Annotated in this window: 13 protein-coding genes; 3 read left to right on the top strand and 10 right to left on the bottom strand. The window is 63.1% G+C overall.

Features of this window, described 5'->3' with window-relative positions:
* Positions 1-2 precede the first annotated feature (2 nt).
* Positions 3-1,127: an ROK family transcriptional regulator gene (locus ACIP9X_RS18105; protein ID WP_400481145.1), complete on the top strand. Its 1,125-nt coding sequence runs from the start codon at positions 3-5 to the stop codon at positions 1,125-1,127.
* A 120-nt stretch (positions 1,128-1,247) separates the two neighbouring features.
* Here the strand turns inward: ACIP9X_RS18105 and ACIP9X_RS18100 are convergent, their stop codons facing one another.
* On the bottom strand, positions 1,248-3,425 hold the full coding sequence (locus ACIP9X_RS18100) for a glycogen debranching N-terminal domain-containing protein (RefSeq protein ID WP_400481144.1): 2,178 nt from the start codon (positions 3,423-3,425) through the stop codon (positions 1,248-1,250).
* 256 nt (positions 3,426-3,681) lie between these two features.
* Between ACIP9X_RS18100 and ACIP9X_RS18095 the strand changes: the two genes are divergently transcribed.
* Together ACIP9X_RS18095 and ACIP9X_RS18090 are read left to right on the top strand one after the other, a co-directional pair.
* Positions 3,682-6,723 (top strand): FAD-binding and (Fe-S)-binding domain-containing protein, encoded by a 3,042-nt coding sequence (locus ACIP9X_RS18095; RefSeq protein WP_400481143.1) that lies wholly within the window; start codon positions 3,682-3,684, stop codon positions 6,721-6,723.
* A gap of 732 nt (positions 6,724-7,455) precedes the next feature.
* The gene (locus ACIP9X_RS18090; protein WP_400481142.1) at positions 7,456-7,800 is read left to right on the top strand and encodes a cupin domain-containing protein; all 345 of its coding nucleotides are present in this window, start codon (positions 7,456-7,458) and stop codon (positions 7,798-7,800) included.
* Between the two features lie 106 nt (positions 7,801-7,906).
* On the opposite strand, the gene ACIP9X_RS18085 is transcribed toward ACIP9X_RS18090, so the two are convergent.
* From ACIP9X_RS18085 to ACIP9X_RS18045, 9 genes are all read right to left on the bottom strand, one after another.
* On the bottom strand, positions 7,907-8,581 hold the full coding sequence (locus ACIP9X_RS18085) for a GntR family transcriptional regulator (RefSeq protein ID WP_400481141.1): 675 nt from the start codon (positions 8,579-8,581) through the stop codon (positions 7,907-7,909).
* A 64-nt stretch (positions 8,582-8,645) separates the two neighbouring features.
* On the bottom strand, positions 8,646-9,578 hold the full coding sequence (locus ACIP9X_RS18080; RefSeq protein ID WP_400481140.1) for an amino acid ABC transporter permease: 933 nt from the start codon (positions 9,576-9,578) through the stop codon (positions 8,646-8,648).
* Between the two features lie 8 nt (positions 9,579-9,586).
* Positions 9,587-10,513 (bottom strand): ABC transporter substrate-binding protein, encoded by a 927-nt coding sequence (locus tag ACIP9X_RS18075; RefSeq protein WP_400481139.1) that lies wholly within the window; start codon positions 10,511-10,513, stop codon positions 9,587-9,589.
* Positions 10,514-10,689: 176 nt separating this feature from the next.
* Positions 10,690-11,382, bottom strand: coding sequence for a GntR family transcriptional regulator (locus ACIP9X_RS18070; protein WP_400481138.1), 693 nt, complete (start codon positions 11,380-11,382; stop codon positions 10,690-10,692).
* 40 nt (positions 11,383-11,422) lie between these two features.
* Positions 11,423-12,877, bottom strand: coding sequence for an NAD-dependent succinate-semialdehyde dehydrogenase (locus ACIP9X_RS18065; RefSeq protein ID WP_400481137.1), 1,455 nt, complete (start codon positions 12,875-12,877; stop codon positions 11,423-11,425).
* A gap of 28 nt (positions 12,878-12,905) precedes the next feature.
* On the bottom strand, positions 12,906-14,159 hold the full coding sequence (locus ACIP9X_RS18060; RefSeq protein ID WP_400481136.1) for an aspartate aminotransferase family protein: 1,254 nt from the start codon (positions 14,157-14,159) through the stop codon (positions 12,906-12,908).
* Positions 14,160-14,238: 79 nt separating this feature from the next.
* The gene (gene solA, locus ACIP9X_RS18055; RefSeq protein ID WP_400481135.1) at positions 14,239-15,375 is read right to left on the bottom strand and encodes an N-methyl-L-tryptophan oxidase; all 1,137 of its coding nucleotides are present in this window, start codon (positions 15,373-15,375) and stop codon (positions 14,239-14,241) included.
* Positions 15,376-16,143 carry an amino acid ABC transporter ATP-binding protein gene (locus ACIP9X_RS18050; RefSeq protein ID WP_400481134.1) on the bottom strand — a complete coding sequence of 256 codons (768 nt, stop codon included), beginning with the start codon at positions 16,141-16,143 and terminating at the stop codon, positions 15,376-15,378. It lies immediately after the preceding gene.
* Positions 16,140-17,036: an amino acid ABC transporter permease gene (locus tag ACIP9X_RS18045; protein ID WP_400481133.1), complete on the bottom strand. Its 897-nt coding sequence runs from the start codon at positions 17,034-17,036 to the stop codon at positions 16,140-16,142. Before ACIP9X_RS18045 ends, ACIP9X_RS18050 begins: the two co-directional genes overlap by 4 nt.
* Between the last annotated feature and the right edge of the window lie 2 nt (positions 17,037-17,038).

The following is a 17,038-nucleotide window of genomic DNA, read 5'->3' as shown; positions in this document are numbered from 1 at the left end:
CTATGACCAGCATCCCCACGGCACGTGACCACACTAAGGCTTCTGTCCTTGATGCGGTCCTTTCAGAGGCGCCCTTGACGCGCACCAGGCTGATCGAATTGACACGTTTGAGTCAGGCGACGGTGTCCCGGAAGGTGGATGAGCTTCTTTTGGACGGTTTCCTCGTTGAGCAGGGAGTCGATGCCGTTGTGCGCCGTGGCCGGCCCTCCACCTTTCTGGATGTCCCCGGCACGGCGGGGCACATTGTCGGTATCTCTTTCGGGACGCGAACCACGTGCGTCCTCGTCACCGACCTGAGAGGTCGCGAGGTTAAGCACAACATTGTTCCCAGCCTCGAGGGGGGCGATGTTGGAACCACTGCCGAGTGGCTGGTGGACTTGATTGTGGAGACCAGTGATTCCGCAGAGGGGCCATTGCGCCAAATCGTCGCCGCGATGCCCGGCCGTGTCCCGAATGGCACCAACTGGTCCGGGACACCAGAATCAAGGAAGATTTTCCTGGCTTCGCGTCTCCAGAATGCCATTGAAGAACGGTTGAAGGCTCCCGTAACCGTTGAGAGCGATGCCGACGCATCCTTACGGGGGATCCTGAAGGATGATGCGAGCATAGGAAATGCAGCTTTGTTCATGCTCAGTACGGTGCTGAGCTTCGCTGGTTGTACTGATCATGAGATCGCCAAAGGACGGAGCCCTGCCTTCGGTGATCTGGGTGGTGTTCTCTTCTCCGGCGTTGGCAACGAGACCCTCGACGGACTGTTGAGCACAACGGGCATCCTCCGATTCGCCCAAGCACGGGGACTGGATCTAGAAGGCATCGAAGCCCTGTGGTCACAGCCGCAGGAAATGGCGTCCCGCGCGGAAGTGGTGGAGGCATTTACGACGGCGATCGTGACCGCAGTCGGTGCCGTTGCCGTTACGCTGGACCCGGAGTCCGTCTATTTTGTGGGTCGCCTGAGTCCGCTCGTGGACGAAGTCCTTCCCGAGGCGCGCAGGCGACTAGCACAAAGCTTTCCCATCGCCCCGGAGATCAGGGTCGTGCCCCAGGTGATCGGACTATCGGTGGCCCGGGGAGCGGCGCTGGCCGGACTGGCCCTGGCTCAGTCCCGGCTCCGTGAATCGGTGCTCTAGGCCCGTAGCGCGGAATGAACCAGCCGTCTTGGACAGCTTTGGAGTTCACGCTGTTCCGTGGAGGGAAATTCGCTGGCCATCGGAGTCCGTCATTCTTCGTTCTGCGTGGTGCCGGCCTCGTCAGGTGACTTTGGGCTGCTGGCTTTTTCGATGCAGTCCGGCCTCTTTCACCAGTTCGGCCAGCCAGGGCCGGTGCCCTTTGTGGAAGACCAGTCCGTCGGGCAGCCCCTGGACCGTGGGAACGGAATTGGCGATGTCGATGGTAATCCTGCCTCCGCCCATGGGGGCGTTGGTTATGTGGAGGTCGCCGTACGACTCCGGAAGGGCGGGATCCATCCAGAAGCCGCCGCGGGAAACATGCGTGTCGTACCGCATCAGGGTGGTCACGAGCTGGATCGGTGTGGTGGCGGCCCAGGCCTGCGGCGAACAGGCCGTCGGGTAGGGAACGGGTTCAGTGAACTGATCGCGGCTGAAGCCGCAGAACAGTTCCGGCAGCCGTCCGTCCGAATAGTCGGCGGCGTCCAGAAGGGCTGTGGAGATGCGCTGTGCTTCCGCCACGAATCCGTAGCGCATCAGGCCTGCAGCAATGACGGCGTTATCGTGCGGCCACACTGAGCCGTTGTGGTAGCTGGCAGGGTTGTACGCGCCCATGTCGCTAGCCAAGGTCCTGACTCCCCAGCCACTGAACATTTCCGGCGACATAAGTCGTTCGGCTACCTGCGCCGCCTTATCCTCGTCCACGAGGCCGACCCACAGGCAATGGCCCATGTTGGAGGCGCATGCGTCCACCTGCCGCTTCCTGCCGTCCAGCGCGATCGCATAGTAGCCGCGCTCGGGGATCCAGAACTGCTCATTGAACCGCTTCTTCAGCTGCGCCGCGCGCTCCGCCAGTTCGTCACCCAGACGTGCGTCACCGGCGTCGTACGCTATCCATGCACGCGCCATGTATGCGTCATAGACATAGGCCTGCACTTCGCAGAGGGCGATAGGGCCTTCGGCCATGGTGCCGTCGGCGAAGTTGATGCCGTCCCAGGAGTCCTTCCAACCCTGGTTGATGAGCCCACGCGGGTTGAGGCGCTGATACTCGACGAACCCGTCTCCGTCCCTGTCGCCGTAGTCCCGGATCCAGTCCAGTGCCCTGTCCGCGTGCGGCAGCAGGCCGGCGATGGTGTCCTTCGCGAAACCCCAGCGGCTCACCGTACCCAGTATCGTCACGAATAGCGGGGTAGCGTCCACGCTGCCGTAGTAGATGTTCTTTCCCCCCAGCGAGAGCCCGCTGGAGACATCCAGCCTGACTTCGTGCAGGATTTTTCCCGGCTCCTCCTCCGTAACCAGGTCCACCACGCTGCCCTGGCGGTCAGCCAGTGTCTGCAGCGTGCCGAGGGCCAGGGAGGGGTCAACCGCGACGGCCATTTCCGAGGCCCACAATGAGTCGCGGCCGAACAGGGTCATGAACCAAGGGGCTCCGGCGGCGACCACGATCCTCTCCGGGTGGTTCGGATCTTCGATACGCAGCGCGCCCAGATCGTCGTAGCTGCGCCGCAGGGTCCGTTCGATGGAATGGTTGCCCATATGCAGTTTGGGAATCTTCGCCACCCACTCCTGGCGCCGACGGTCACGCGGAGAGACGGCTTCCCCCTGAGTGCGGACGAACGACGGCGGGGGAGGACTTGCCGCTTCATTGCTGGGCATGGCGGTGAGGATCGTACTCCACTGGCTGCGCGGCCCGACAGACACGCGGTACGTCAGGGCCTCCTGCGTAACCTCGGCTCCGGGAGCCTGGACAAGGATGCCTTTCCGCACCTCCTGCCAGACGGCCCGGATGGTCAGCGAATCACCATCCACTTGACGTGTTTGTTCCCAGCGCCGCTGGATCCGGGCTTCCTTGACCTCGAAGAGATCCGCAAAATCTGCTTCAGGCCGCACGGATATCACGCATTCTGCGAACTCGAGCGAGTAGTTGCGAACGGTAATCTGCTCCTGGATACCGGCACCCACTTCCCGCAGCCGTTCCACAATCAATGGGCTGTCGGCATACCCGTCCGACCGGGTAACGCGGCCGGCAAACAGGGCACGGTAGGGTTCCTTCGTCTCCGCGGCGAGCGGCTCCAGCGAGCTCCCGTTCACGGTGAGGCTCCATCGGGACAGGACGCGCGTGTCCTGGTAGAAGACTCCATGCGGATTTTCGGGGTGGATGTCCCCGTTGGGCAGGGAGATGCAGAAGGATGTGCCTTCGACCAAGGTGATAGTCCCGGACCCCACAGGTCCGGCCGCAGTGTCAGCGTTCCATCCAGCCATTCCGGCCCCTTTGCGAAACCAACGCCCCGCGCCTGGCCTCCAGCGGCATACCGCTGCCCGGCGCCGCCATGTTCCCTCAGACGCTACTCTTGCTTGCCTTCGGATTCCAGAGGGCGCGTTCAGTCACGAACCTCCGAGAGGAGGCACAGACGGTCAGCAGGTCAAAGTGTCAATTGTTGACAATCGTAGCCGTGGCCCGTAGGCTTCCTTAGTTGTGCCTTAATGAATTCCAGTGTCCACAAGAAAGGTGTGCCGCATGGCCGGGCTCTTTCCTCCAATCCAACACCCCGCTTCAGCTGCCGTCGGCTCTCCCCTCGGTAAGGCGGATGTGCCGGTCCTGGTACGACGCCTTAAGGAAGCAGGGATCCCAGTAGAGACTTCCCCGCGGCGCCTGGCCGAATATTCCTATGACGCCTCCAATTACCGGGTAGCTCCGGTGGCCGTGCTGTACCCGCGTAGCGTCGCCGACGTCGTCACCGCCCTGGAGGCCTGCCGGGAGACCAGCACGCCCGTTGTCCCGCGCGGCGGCGGGACGTCGATGGCGGGCAACGCTATCGGCCCGGGCCTGGTGATCGATTTTTCCCGCTACATGGCCCGCATCCTTGCCATCGATGAGCAAGCAGGAATGGCCGACGTCGAGCCTGGCGTGGTCTTGTCCGAGCTGTCAAAGACAGTGGAGAAAGCCACCGGCCAGCGTCTGACCTTCGCCCCCGACCCGTCGTCGAAGAACCGGGCCACAGTGGGTGGTTCGGTAGGCAATGATGCCTGCGGAAACCATTCAGTGCGGTACGGCCGCACGTCCGACCACCTGGTGGAATTGGACCTCGTAACCACCGAGGGTTTCCGGATCACGGCCTCCTCCACCGGGCTACGACCTACAGATCCCGCAGACCGGGCAGCGGCAGAGCGGGCCAAATCGCTCACTGCGGATCTCAAGCAGCTGGCACACGGACATCTGGCCGAATTCCGAACTGAGCTGGGACGCATCCAGCGTCAGGTCTCGGGTTACCATCTGGCGAACCTCCTTCCGGAGAAGGGCTTCAATGTGGCCCGCGCGCTCGCCGGCTCCGAGGGCACCTGTGCTGTCATTGTGGGGGCACGCATGCAGCTGGTGCCCAAACCTGCCACTTCCCTTCTCGTGTGCCTGGGCTACGAAGGTGTTGTGGAGGCCGCCCGGGATATCCAGGAGATCCTCACCTTCTCACCGGCAGCCGTGGAGGGCATCGACGAGGCCATCGTGGATACCATGCGTTTCCGGCGCGGCGAGGATTCGGTGCTGGGCCTGCCGGAGGGCAAAGCCTGGCTGTACGTCGACCTCGACGGCGACGATCCGGCCGCCGTCGCTACCGAAGCGGACCGGTTGCTGGCCACGCTGCGCCTGAACGGGCGGCTGACTGACGGCCGCGCCGTGCCCGACCCCGGAGAACGCGCCTCGCTGTGGCGTGTGCGGGAGGACGGCGCGGGGTTGTCTGCCAGGCTGGCTGGGGGAGGTGAGTCCTGGCCGGGCTGGGAGGACTCCGCCGTCGCTCCCGAGAATCTGCCGGAGTATTTGGCGGACGTGAAGGCGCTGCTGGCCCGGCACGGGCTGACAGGCGTCATGTATGGGCATTTCGGCGCCGGCTGCATGCATATCCGCATCACTTATGACCTGCGCACGGATGCCGGCCGTGCCGTCTTCCAGGCATTTTCCCGTGAGGCCGCGGAACTGGTAGTCCGCCACGGCGGCTCCCTGTCGGGGGAGCATGGGGACGGACGTGCACGCTCTGCCCTGCTGCCCGTCATGTACTCCCCGAAAATGCTCGGGGCCTTCGACTCGTATCGGCGCATCTGGGATCCCGCCGGGATCCTCAACCCCGGTTCCCTGACCGACCCGGATCCCATCGACGCAAACCTCGCCCTGGCTGGTGTCCCGCAACGGGAGTGGCGTACCTCCTTCGACCTCCGGCCCCACACAGGTACGGAGCCGAATGCGGGTGCCGGTGGACCTGACGCGGACGGAATCGACACCTGGGTGCATGCCGTCCAGGGTTGCATAGGCGTCGGGCGCTGCCGCTCCGATGCGGGCGGCGTCATGTGCCCGAGCTACCGGGCGACCGGGGACGAGAAGGACTCCACACGCGGAAGGGCGCGGGTGCTCCAGGAGATGGTCCGCGGCGCACGTACGGTCGAAGAAGGCTGGAGATCGGAGGAAGTCCGGGAGTCACTGGATCTTTGCCTTGCCTGCAAGGCCTGCTCCAGCGACTGCCCCACCGGTGTGGACATGGCCACCTACAAGGCGGAGTTCTTCAGCCATTACTACGCGGGCCGCCTGCGTCCGCTTTCGCACTACTCCCTTGGCTGGCTGCCGCGTTGGCTCAAGGTAACAGGACGCATGGCACCCGTGGTGAACTCCGTCCTGGCCACCCCGCTGGGTAAAGCCGTTGCTGCCTTGGGCGGGCTGACCACCAAGCGCAGCCTTCCCCGTTTCGCAGCGGCCGGGGACTGGCGGAGGCAGGTGCAAGCCGAGCCCGGCCAGGGCGGCAAGACCGGGCTGGCCGGCAACACTGGCTTGGCGGGCAACACCGCGGGCAACAGGCCGGACGGCGATGTGGTGCTCTTTGTTGACACTTTCACCAAGGGCTTCCGTCCCGAGGTGGCCGGGGCGGCCGCGCGGGTGCTCGCCGACGCCGGCGAAAGCCCGACCTGTTCGGCCGACGCCTGCTGCGGGTTGACCTGGATTTCGACCGGCCAGTTGGACACCGCCGGCAAGCTGCTCGGAAAGGCGGCTCAACTGCTCGACGACGGCACGGACCGGCCGATCGTCGTCATCGAGCCCAGCTGCGCCGCGGCCCTGCGCAAGGACCTTCCGGAACTGGTTCCCACCGAGCAGGCCCGGCGGGTGGCGGCACGGGTGCGCAGCTTTGCCGCCCATATCGGGGAACTCGCGGCTACAGGATGGAGGCCTTCCCCCGCGGTCCCGCTGCCGTCCGAGGTGGTGCTGCAGACCCACTGCCATGAATACTCAGTGTTCGGAGCCAGCGTCCAGCGCGCCGCCCTGGCCAAGCTGGGCATCACTGACGTGACGGATGCTTCAGGGTGCTGCGGGGTGGCAGGAAACTTCGGCTTCGAGCGGCAGCACTATGACTTGAGCATGAAGGTCGCGGCAAATGCCTTGGCCCCTGCGCTGCGAAGCACTGGCGACGTCGTACCTGTCCTCGCGGACGGCTTCTCCTGCGCGATGCAGGTCAGGCAGCTCGACGCCTCACGGCCTGCGCTCCACCTGGCCCAGTTGCTGGACCCGGCCCCGCCAGCAGGCTGACGGCGGCAGGACAGAAGACCTCCGTGGTGGAACGTGGCTCGTCTCAAGCCCGTGTCCACAACGGAGGTCTTCCCATGTCTGATGCTGATGCTGTTTGTTCGGGCGGGCGGTGTCAGGTCAGCCTGCCGAATCTCCACTGCGACGGGCAAGGAGTTTGAGCTCCCGCGCAACAGCTTCTATCGCTTCCGCTCTGGTTGCTGGCGTTCTCCTTCTTGAACGGTTCCGTTCGGTGCGGTCCGTTCCGCGTGAACCATGAAAAGGCAAGCCGGGGACGTCGGGGGAGCCTGCACGCTGCTCGGCTAAGGAATCGGAGAGCGGGTCATGGAACACCAGCTCCGGCCCCATTGGGGACGGGCCGGTCACTGGAACGCCCCTTGCTGAATATGAACAGCCAAGAGGACCGAACCCAGGGCAAGGACACCGGCACCGACGTGCAACAGCGACAACTCTCTGGCCCTTTTCTTACGGACTTCTCCTGTAGCTGACCAGGGTACGAGCGTGACTGCACTGGAGCTGGTCACAAGCGCCGCTGTGATGAGCACAATCAGGCTGAGCATGGCGCCCCCCTCGTCGATGTACCGGAAAGCCCGTACACAAATGCGAAAACTTCACTTCAAGTCTATCGTCAATTGTTGACAATTGGTAGGGTGGATGTCGTGCTCTTCCAATCAGGGGCACGTCAGGACAAAGGGCACAGCCCGAGAAGGAGTAACTATGGTCAAGGCGACCGTCATGAGTGATGCAACAACCGTGGACCCGGGGGAGCACCAGTCCAAGGAAACCTCCGTCACGCCCGGCCAGACCGAGGTGTCCCTGCGCCTTTGGGCGCGTGAGGGCCTGAAGACGGGCATCTGGGAAGTAACTCCGGGGGAGTTCAAGAGCACCCGGCCCGGCTACGACGAGATCTGCCAGATTCTGAGCGGGTCCGGCACCATCACCGAACCGGATGGCAGCAGCTTCGATATTGGTCCGGGTACTTTGTTCGTGACTCCCGCCGGCTGGGAGGGCACGTGGACCATCCGCGAAACGGTCCGCAAGATGTGGGTTGTCGCGGACCTTCCCGCTACGACCGACTAATCCGGGAACCCCGCTTTTACAACTCCTGGCAGGCAAGAGCCCCGGGCAGAGCTGCCCGGGCTCTTGCCCGTGCCGGACGGTACCGTTACGTCAGCGCCTCGCCTAGTCAGGCCGTTGTGGCGGTGAGATCCTCAACGGCCTGCCGCAGGTGCCGTGTGATGGCATGCTGGAGTCCTTTTCTGTCGCCTGCTTCCAGCAGATCCAGGAGGATCTGGTGCTCCTCTACCAGAGCATCCACCCGGGGGTAGGAAACCTCCAGGTTGAGTATGCACATTCTCGATTCGGCGGCCAGTGTGTTGTAAATGCGGATGAGGCGGGAATTCCCCGTACCGGCAACAAGGGAGGTGTGGAATTGCATGTCCAATCGTGCAATTGCCGGCCAGTCGGATACGGCAACCTGCTTCGCCATGTCCTTGATGATCCCCTTCAGCACGTCGCAGGTGTCGCTGATCTTCTCCTGCCCGGCATCCATCAGCATATTTGCGGCGGCCAGTTCCACGGCCTCGCGGACGGCGTAGATCTCCTTTACGTCATCGCTCGAAAGCTCCAGGACGAACACCCCGCGGTTGCGATGGCTGACCAGGATCCCCTCTTGGCTTAGGCGCTGCAGCGCTTCCCGCAGCGGGCCCCTGGACGTACGCAGCTGGCTGGCAACTGCAGATTCATTGATCTGCTGACCCTGACGGAAGGTCCCCTGAACGATCAGTTCCCGCAGCTGATCGGCGATAAGCTGCGCCGTGGGCCTTCCCTCCAGGACAAACAATCCTTCCGGTGCCGCCATTATCTTCCCCTCATTTCTTTCGGTGGCCTGATTACGCATCTTCCAGAGAAGTCCCCCGCACTTCTCATCGGGCAATGCCTTCCGGTTGGGTCAGCACAACTTTCTTGGCCTTCCGGGGAAGCCTGGAGGACGCACGGGAGTACCTCTTCTCCAGGAGAGACTGCGGGTAGCTCAGGAGCAGGGTCATCACGAGGTACCAGAGGCTGGCAACGATCAGCAGGGGGATGGTCTCGTAGGTGCGGGCGTAGATGAGCTGGGCGCTTTGGAGCAGTTCAGCGACGCCGAGCACGCTGACGAGGGAGGTCTCTTTGAACATGCCGATGACTTGGTTGCCGGTGGCCGGGATGATCGAGGGCATGGCCTGGGGAATGATGACCTTGCGCAATTTCATTGCCCGGCTCATGCCCAGGGAGTCGGCCGCTTCGATCTGGCCCTTGCCGACGGCGGTGAACCCCCCGCGGATGATTTCGGCCATGTAGGCGGCCTCATTGAGGGTGAGGCCGATCAAGGCCGCCGTGATGGGCGCCATCAGGGCGTTGATGTCGACTGCGGTGCTGATGTCGGTAAATGGAATCCCGATGGTCAGGTTCGGGTACAGCGCGGCGATGTTGAACCAGAAGATGAGCTGCACCAGAACCGGGGTGCCGCGGAACAAGGTGATGTAGACCCCCGCTGTGGCGGCGATCGGTTTGATGTTGGAGGACCTCATGATCGCCAGCACCAGGCCCAGAAGGGTTCCGAGGACCATACTCGCAACCGTGAGGAAGATGGTGAGCATCAGGCCGCGGATGATGGTTTCGTGCGTGAAGTATCTGGCGACCACGTTCCACTTGAAGTTTGGATTGGTCGATACGGAAATAAGAATGCCCAGGGCCAAGAGGCCGCATACTATCCAGGCGGCGTACTCAAAGGCGCTTCGCCGCCGGAGCCTTGGCTTGAGTGCAGGGTCCACCGGAGGCATTGTGGTTGCACTTCCGCGGCCATTGAATTTCAGCACGGTGGCCCCTAGTTGAGCTTTGCTTCGGTGATGGCGCCTGCCTCGAGGCCCCAAGTCGCGAGTGACTTCTTGTATTCGGGGCTGTCCAGAACGGACTGAATGGCCCTCTGCAGGGCCGGCGTCAGCGGTGATCCCTTCTTCAGGGCGATCGCAGCCACGTGATCCGAGCGCGTGTCCACCTGTGGCGTCAGGATCGTGAAATTGTTCGGCTGCTGCTGGTCTGCCCAGGCCAGCGCCGGAGTGTCATAAAAGACGCCGTCGATGCGCTTGGAGGCCAGTTGCGTGAGCGCTTCCTGGATGTTGGGCAGGGTGACGCCGTTGATGGCCGGCTTGCCCTTGGAGGTGCACGTCCATTCGGAGACGTTCGGCAGATGCTTCAGCTGGGCATTGGAACCTTTGGTGACCGCGATGTTCCTGCCGCACATGTCGTCATTGCTGATGTTCAGTGGATTGCCGTGCGCCACGGCCACCGAAACCCCTCCATTGAAGTAATCGATCATGTCCAGCACCTGCAACCGCTCAGGGGTGGGGGACATTGTGGTGGCGGTGAAGTCATAGCGGCCGCCGTCGAGACCGGGAATGATGGTGTCGAAAGCGGTGTTCTCGAATCTCAGCTTCAGTCCGAGCTTCTTGGCAATCAGCCGCGCCATGTCCGGGTTCAGGCCAATAGGGGTTGTGTTGTCGTCCGCCAGGAACGTCGTCGGGGGATAGTGCAGGTCCATCGCCACCGTCAGTTCGCCCTTCTCCTTGTAGGACTGCGGCAGTAGCTGGAGGGCGCTGTCGTCGGGCTGGACGCCCTCCGAGATGTCAGCCGTGTTTGAGGTGTTGGAGCCCTCCTGTGGCGGATCACTGCTTCCGCCAGCGCCGCACCCGCCGAGTGCTAACAGGATGGCCAACCCTGCAACGGCTAGCTGGAGGTTGCTTCTGGTGTTCATCGGTACTTCCCTGGGCGGGGGTGCTGTTGGAGTGGCTCTTGGACTAAAACTTCCTACTCACTAATGCAATCACGTGGATCGCAGATCATCGACAATTTACAAAATTTTTTTGTGAGAAACGAAGAGGTAGCCAGCTCCATGGGAACTGGCCACCTCTTCATTTGCTGCGGGATGCCCTAGGCAGTGATTTCGTCGTCTTGCCTCGGGACGGTGAGGTCCTCAACAGCCTTTCGCAGGTGACGTTTGACAGCCTGCTGCAGTCCTTTTCGGTCTTCTGCTTCGAGCAGGTCCAGAAGGTTCTGGTGTTCTTGGACCAGCACATCCAGGCGGGGGTAGGCAACTTCAAGGCTGAGGATACACATTCTCGATTCCGCTGCCAGTGTCTCGTAAATCCGCATCAGGCGGCTGTTTCCTGTGCCGGCAACGAAAGTGGTGTGGAATTGCATGTCCAGCCGGGCAATAGCCTGCCAGTCGGATACGGCGACGTGCTTCGCCATGTCCCTGATGATTTCCTTCAGCATCAGGCAGGTGTCGTTGATCCGGTCCTGCCCGGCGTCCAGCAAGGTGTTGGTTGCGGCCAGTTCCACCGCCTCACGCACGGCGTAGATCTCCTTGATGTCGGCGGTCGAAAGCTCCAGGACGAAGACTCCACGGTTGCGGTGGCTGACCAGGAGGCCCTCCTGGCACAGCCGCTGCAATGCTTCCCGGAGCGGACCCCTGGACGTACGCAACTGGCCGGCCACTGCAGATTCATTGATCTGCTGTCCCGGGCGGAAGGTCCCCTGGACGATCTGTTCCCGCAGCTGATCGGCGATCAGCTGCGCCGTGGGCCTTCCTTCCAGGACAAACAGTCCTTCTGGTGCCGCCATTGACATCCCCCTCATTTCATTCTTTGGCTTGTTGCGCTCTTTAGACCGCTATTGCGGTGTATTTGGTCTCAAGAAATTCCTCGATGCCAATTTTGCCGCCTTCTCGTCCGAGTCCGGACTGCTTGACGCCTCCGAACGGTGCTGCAGGGTTGGAAACAAGGCCGGTGTTGACGCCGACCATGCCTACTTCCAGTTCTGCGGAGAAGCGAAGGGCCTTGTTCATGTTCTCAGTAAAAACGTAGCCGACGAGTCCCCACTCGGTGTCGTTGGCGAGGCGGAGCACTTCGTCCTCGCTGTCGAAGGGCGTAATGGCCGCGACCGGGCCGAAAATTTCGGTGCTCATCAGTTCCGCGTCCAGGGGCACGTCGGTCAGGACGGTGGGGGTGTAGAAGTAGCCGGGTCCTTCGGGGCGGGTGCCGCCGGTGAGGACGCGTGCGCCCTTGGAAACCGCATCGCTGACCAGGCTTTCGACCTTGTCCAGGCCCTTCTGTTCGATCAGGGGGCCGACCTCGGTTCCTTCCACGGCGCCGTTGCCTACCTGCAGTTCGGAGATCTTCTTGGCGAACTTCTCGCTGAATTCCTCCACCACCGAGCGGTGCACGTAGAAACGGTTGGCGGCGGTGCAGGCCTCGCCCATGTTGCGCATCTTGGCCTTCATGGCGCCGTCGACGGCTTTTTCGATGTCGGCGTCGGCCAGGACGATGAAGGGGGCGTTGCCGCCCAGTTCCATGGAGGAGCGCATGACGTTATCGGCCGCCTGGCGCAGCAGGATCTTGCCGACCTCGGTGGAGCCGGTGAAGCTGACCTTGCGTGCGATGCCGCTGCTCATCCAGGTCCCGACCACGGTGGAGGCGCTGGAGGTCGTGACGACGTTCAGGACGCCGTCGGGAAGGCCTGCCTCCCTGAAGATCTGCACCAGCGCGAGGGAGGTCAGGGGTGTCAGCTCGGCGGGCTTGAAGACCATGGTGCAGCCGGCGGCGACGGCGGGGGCGATCTTGCGGGCGCCCATGGCGAGCGGGAAGTTCCACGGGGTGACCAGCACGCAGGGGCCTACCGGTTCCTTGGTGATCATGATCCGGGTGTTGCCGTCCACGGAGGTGGTGCTGTCTCCGCCGATCCGGACGGCTTCTTCGGAGAACCAGCGGAGCATGTCGGCGCCGTAGGCCACTTCGCCTTTTGCCTCGGCGAGGGGCTTGCCCATCTCGGCGGTCATGATCGCTGCCAGCCGGTCCGTGTTGGCTATAACCAGCTCAAAGGCCCGGCGCAGAATGTTTGCCCGCTCCCGCGGTGTGGACTTCGCCCACGCCGCCTGGGCGCGGCCTGCGGCTTCGATGGCAGCCAGGGCTTCTTCGACGCCGCCGTTGGCCACGTTGGCGATGACCTCATGCGTGGCCGGGTTCTCAACCGGGAACGTCGCTCCACTGGCGGCCTTCTGCCAGGCGCCATCGATGAACAGGTCCGTATGAAGATCTGAGGGGTCAAATGAGGGACTCATGTCACGCTTTCAATGCTCGAAGGAGGGATTAGATGGCAGTTGTCTTCAGCGCCTGCGTGAACCTGGCCAGGCCGGCCTGGATCTCGTCGCTGCTGACGTTGAGTGCAGGGATGATGCGGACGACATTTCCGTGCGGCCCGCACGTGAGGAGAAGGAGCTCTTCCTTGATCGCCGCTTGCTGGACAGAGAGTGCGGCTGCAGCGTCAGGCGTTCCATCTGCTGCAGTGAATTCAACGGACTGCATCAGGCCGCGGCCTCGGACGTCTCCGATGGAGGCGAAGTCGCCCTTGAGGCTTTCCAGCCCTGCGCGCAGCTCGTCGCCGCGAACCAGGGCATTGGTCACCAGGTGTTCGCGCTCGATGACACCGAGGGTCGCCACGCCGGCGGCAGCGGCGACGGCGTTTCCGCCGTAGGTGCCGCCCTGGGAGCCTGGCCAGGCTTTGCCCATGAGTTCGGTTGAGGCTGCGATGGCGGAGATGGGGAATCCGCTGGCCAAGCCCTTGGCGGTGATCACGACATCGGGGGTGATGCCTGCCCAGTCGTGTCCCCAGAACTTTCCGGTGCGTCCCACGCCGGCCTGGACCTCATCGACGATGAGGACAATGCCGTGCTTGTCGGCGCGTTCCCGCAGGCCCTGCAGGAAGCCGACGGGGGTGGGGATGTAGCCCCCGTCTCCGAGAACCGGTTCAATGATGAAACCGGCCGTATCCGCGGGGCTGCTGATGCTGGCAAGGAGCTGGTCCAGCTCCTTGAGCGCAAAGGCAACGGCGGTTTCCTCGTCCCAGCCGTACCGGTAGGCGTGGGGGAAGGGGGCAATGTGAACGCCGCCCATCAGTGGCGAGAAGCCGGAGCGGAATTTTGTGCCGGCTGTGGTGAGGGAAGCAGCACCAACGGTGCGGCCGTGGAAGCCGCCGTGGAAGGAAATGATGTTGGGCCGTCCGGTGGCCATACGGGCCAGGCGGATGGAAGCCTCTACAGCCTCGGAGCCGGACGTGGCATAGAAGACGCTGTCCAGCCCGACCGGCAGGTATTCTCCCAGTTTCTCGGTGAGCTCAAGCAGTGGCTTGTGCATCACGGTGGTGTACTGGGCATGGACAATCTTTCCCACCTGCTCGCGGGCAGCTGCCACGACGTCGGGGTGGCAGTGGCCCGTGCTGGTCACGCCGATTCCGGTGGTGAAATCCAGGTATTTCTTACCGTCGGTCGCGTAGATCCAGCTGCCAAGGGCGTGGTCGACGATTACAGGCGTGGCCTGCTTCAGGATGGGGCTGAGAGTTGCCATGGCTTCATACTTTCTTAGAGACTGTAGATTGTCAACAATTCCGCGATCCGAGGAGATCGCTGTTGTTGGGAGAAGTGAACTAGCGGGTCCTGAACCGTTGTGGGCGCACGAAGTCGAGGCCGCCGAAGGTTTGTTTTCCGAGGGCTTCGTGTGCGGCGATTTCGCCGAAGCCGGTGGCGTTTTTGAAGCCGGCTCCGGAGAAGCCGGTGGCGCAGTAGATCCTGCTTCCTTCCTTCAGCCGGCCGAGCAGGGGGTGCCCGTCGGTGGTGAAGAGGTCGGGGAAGGCGTCCGAGCGGACGATGTTGGGGAAGAGGCCGGGGAAGAACTCGGTAACGGTTTCGGTAGTCTCGGTGATTTCTGCCGGGATGAGTTCCCTTGGTACCGAGTCCGCCTGCGGTGTGGGTGTGCCGCGGCCGTCCAGGGTTGCCTTAACGGTGACGCCGTCGACGGCGGGTGCGCCGTACATGGAGCGGTCACCGGAGATGCGGATAAAGACGGGGAATCTCTCGGGCGAGAATTGCGCCGCGTCCTTCGCTACAAACCACGTCAGGAAGATCCGTTTGGTCTGGGTTGCTGCGGTGAGGTAGCCGGGCATGAGCCCGCGGGACCAGCCGCCGGAGGAGACGATGACGTTCTCGAAGGTCCAGGACTTCTCGCCCGAGGTGACCACTACGCCGTCGTCCGTTTCCTCGATGCTGTCGATCGGGGTGTTGGTGTGGACTGTTGCCCCGTTGGCCTGGGCAGCGGCGACGGCCGCGGTGACTGCACGGTCGGTGCGCAGGGCCCCGGCGTGGGGGTCGTAGACGGCGATGTCATCCGGGCGGAGGTTGTGCTGCGGGTAACGTACCGCCATCTCTTCGCGGCTGAGGATTTCGTGGTCGGCGCCATTGATGCGGGTGGTTTCCAGCAGGCTGGGAATATAGGGACCGCCGGCGGTTCCAATCGACAGGCCTCCGCAGCGGGTGAGGATGTCTTGGCCGGTTTCGGCTTCGAGTTCGGCCCAGAGGCTGCGGGAGCGTTCCAGGATGGGGTAGTAGTCGGGGATTCCGCGGTAGAGCATGCGGAACAGGCGGGTGTCCCCGCCCACGGCGCTGCGGGCATGGGCCGGGGACTGTGCCTCGAATCCGACCACTGAGTCGGACAGGCGGGAGGCCTGCCACAACGCCATGCTTCCGATGCTGCCCAGGCCGATAACGGCCAGCTTTCCATCCGTCATTTAGAGCACCTTGTCCAGGAAGGCCTGGGTACGGGGTTCCTTGGGGTTGCGAAGGACTTCCCGGGCGTCGCCGCGTTCAACGACGTAGCCGTCGTCCATGAAGATCAGGGAGTCGGCGACTTCGCGGGCGAAGCCCATTTCGTGGGTGACCACCACCATGGTCATGCCCTTCTTGGCCAGGTCCTGCATCACCATGAGGACCTCGCCGACCTTTTCGGGGTCCAGGGCGGAGGTGGGTTCGTCGAAGAGCATGATGTCGGGGTCCATTGCCAGGGACCGGGCGATCGCGACGCGCTGCTGCTGCCCGCCGGAGAGTTGGGCGGGGTAGTAGTCGCCGAAACCGGCCAGCCCGACGCTGGCGAGCAGTTCGTTAGCCCGCTTGGCGGACTTCTTCTTGTCGGCGCCCTTGACCAGCACGGGGCCGGACATGATGTTTTCCAGGGCAGTCATGTTCGGGAAGAGGTTGAACGACTGGAAGACCATTCCCACCCTGGTGCGCTGTTCGGCGAGCTTTTTAGGGCTGTGGGCGTGGTAGGCGTGCGCGGTCTCGTAGTAGCCGAAGTCCTCGCCGTTGACTTTCAGGACACCTGAGTCGACGGTTTCCAGGCCGTTGATGCAGCGCAGGATCGTGGACTTTCCCGAGCCGGACGGGCCGATGATGCAGCAGATCTCTCCGCTGGCGATGTCCAGGTTGATGTCCTTCAGGACGGTTTTGGGTCCGAAAGACTTTCGGATTGCGCGGGCGTGAATGGTGCCGTCGTTGCTCATCGGAGGGTACCTTCCGGTTCTGTCAGCACAACCTTCTTCGCTTTCCGGGGAAGCCGGGAGGTTGCGCGGGAGTATTTCTGCTCGAGCTTGGACTGCGGGTAGCTCAGCAGCAGGGTCATCACGAGGTACCAGAGGCTGGCAACGATCAGCAGCGGAATGGTCTCGTAGGTGCGGGCGTAGATCAGCTGGGCGCTTTGGAGCAGTTCCGCAACACCGAGCACACTGACCAGGGAGGTTCCCTTGAACATGCCGATCACCTGGTTACCGGTGGCCGGGATGATCGAGGGCATCGCCTGCGGGATGATGACCTTGCGCATCCTCGTGCCGGCGCTCATCCCCAGCGAGTCGGCGGCCTCGATCTGGCCCTTGCCGACCGAGGAGAAGCCACCCCGGATGATCTCGGCCATGTAGGCGGCCTCGTTCAGGGTCAGGCCAACCAGGGCTGCGGTGATAGGGGCCATCAGGGCATTCATGTCGATCGCGGTGCCGATGTTCGTGAACGGGATGCCGATGGTCAGGTTCGGGTACAGCGCGGAGATGTTGAACCAGAAGATCAGCTGCACCAGCACCGGGGTGCCCCGGAACAGGTTGATGTAGAGGCTCGCGGCGATGGAAACCGGCTTCACGTGGGATGAGCGCATGATCGCCAGTCCCAGCCCCAGCAGCGTTCCCAGGGTCATGCTGGCAACGGTGAGGAAGATCGTGAGCATCAGCCCACGGAGGATCGATTCATGAGTGAAGTACTGGGCAACCACGCCCCACTTGAAGTTGGGGTTGGTTAGGACCGAGACGAGGATCCCGATGCCGACGAGAATGCTGAACACCCATCCCGCGTACTCGCCGGGAGTCCGAAGCCGGAGCCGGGGTTTGAGCGCCGAATCAATGCTACTCATCG

This window comes from Arthrobacter sp. NPDC093125 (assembly GCF_044754225.1).
Lineage (GTDB): Bacteria > Actinomycetota > Actinomycetes > Actinomycetales > Micrococcaceae > Arthrobacter.
This window is presented reverse-complemented; position numbering and strand designations above follow the sequence as displayed.

Coding starts and splice junctions, on each gene's coding strand:
- ACIP9X_RS18100 (WP_400481144.1), bottom strand. CDS start 3,425: ATGGCTGGATGGAACGCTGACACTGCGGCCGGACCTGTGGGGTCCGGG.
- ACIP9X_RS18060 (WP_400481136.1), bottom strand. CDS start 14,159: ATGGCAACTCTCAGCCCCATCCTGAAGCAGGCCACGCCTGTAATCGTC.
- ACIP9X_RS18085 (WP_400481141.1), bottom strand. CDS start 8,581: ATGGCGGCACCGGAAGGATTGTTTGTCCTGGAGGGAAGGCCCACGGCG.
- ACIP9X_RS18065 (WP_400481137.1), bottom strand. CDS start 12,877: ATGAGTCCCTCATTTGACCCCTCAGATCTTCATACGGACCTGTTCATC.
- ACIP9X_RS18095 (WP_400481143.1), top strand. CDS start 3,682: ATGGCCGGGCTCTTTCCTCCAATCCAACACCCCGCTTCAGCTGCCGTC.
- ACIP9X_RS18090 (WP_400481142.1), top strand. CDS start 7,456: ATGAGTGATGCAACAACCGTGGACCCGGGGGAGCACCAGTCCAAGGAA.
- ACIP9X_RS18050 (WP_400481134.1), bottom strand. CDS start 16,143: ATGAGCAACGACGGCACCATTCACGCCCGCGCAATCCGAAAGTCTTTC.
- ACIP9X_RS18070 (WP_400481138.1), bottom strand. CDS start 11,382: ATGGCGGCACCAGAAGGACTGTTTGTCCTGGAAGGAAGGCCCACGGCG.
- ACIP9X_RS18075 (WP_400481139.1), bottom strand. CDS start 10,513: ATGAACACCAGAAGCAACCTCCAGCTAGCCGTTGCAGGGTTGGCCATC.
- solA (WP_400481135.1), bottom strand. CDS start 15,375: ATGACGGATGGAAAGCTGGCCGTTATCGGCCTGGGCAGCATCGGAAGC.
- ACIP9X_RS18105 (WP_400481145.1), top strand. CDS start 3: ATGACCAGCATCCCCACGGCACGTGACCACACTAAGGCTTCTGTCCTT.
- ACIP9X_RS18045 (WP_400481133.1), bottom strand. CDS start 17,036: ATGAGTAGCATTGATTCGGCGCTCAAACCCCGGCTCCGGCTTCGGACT.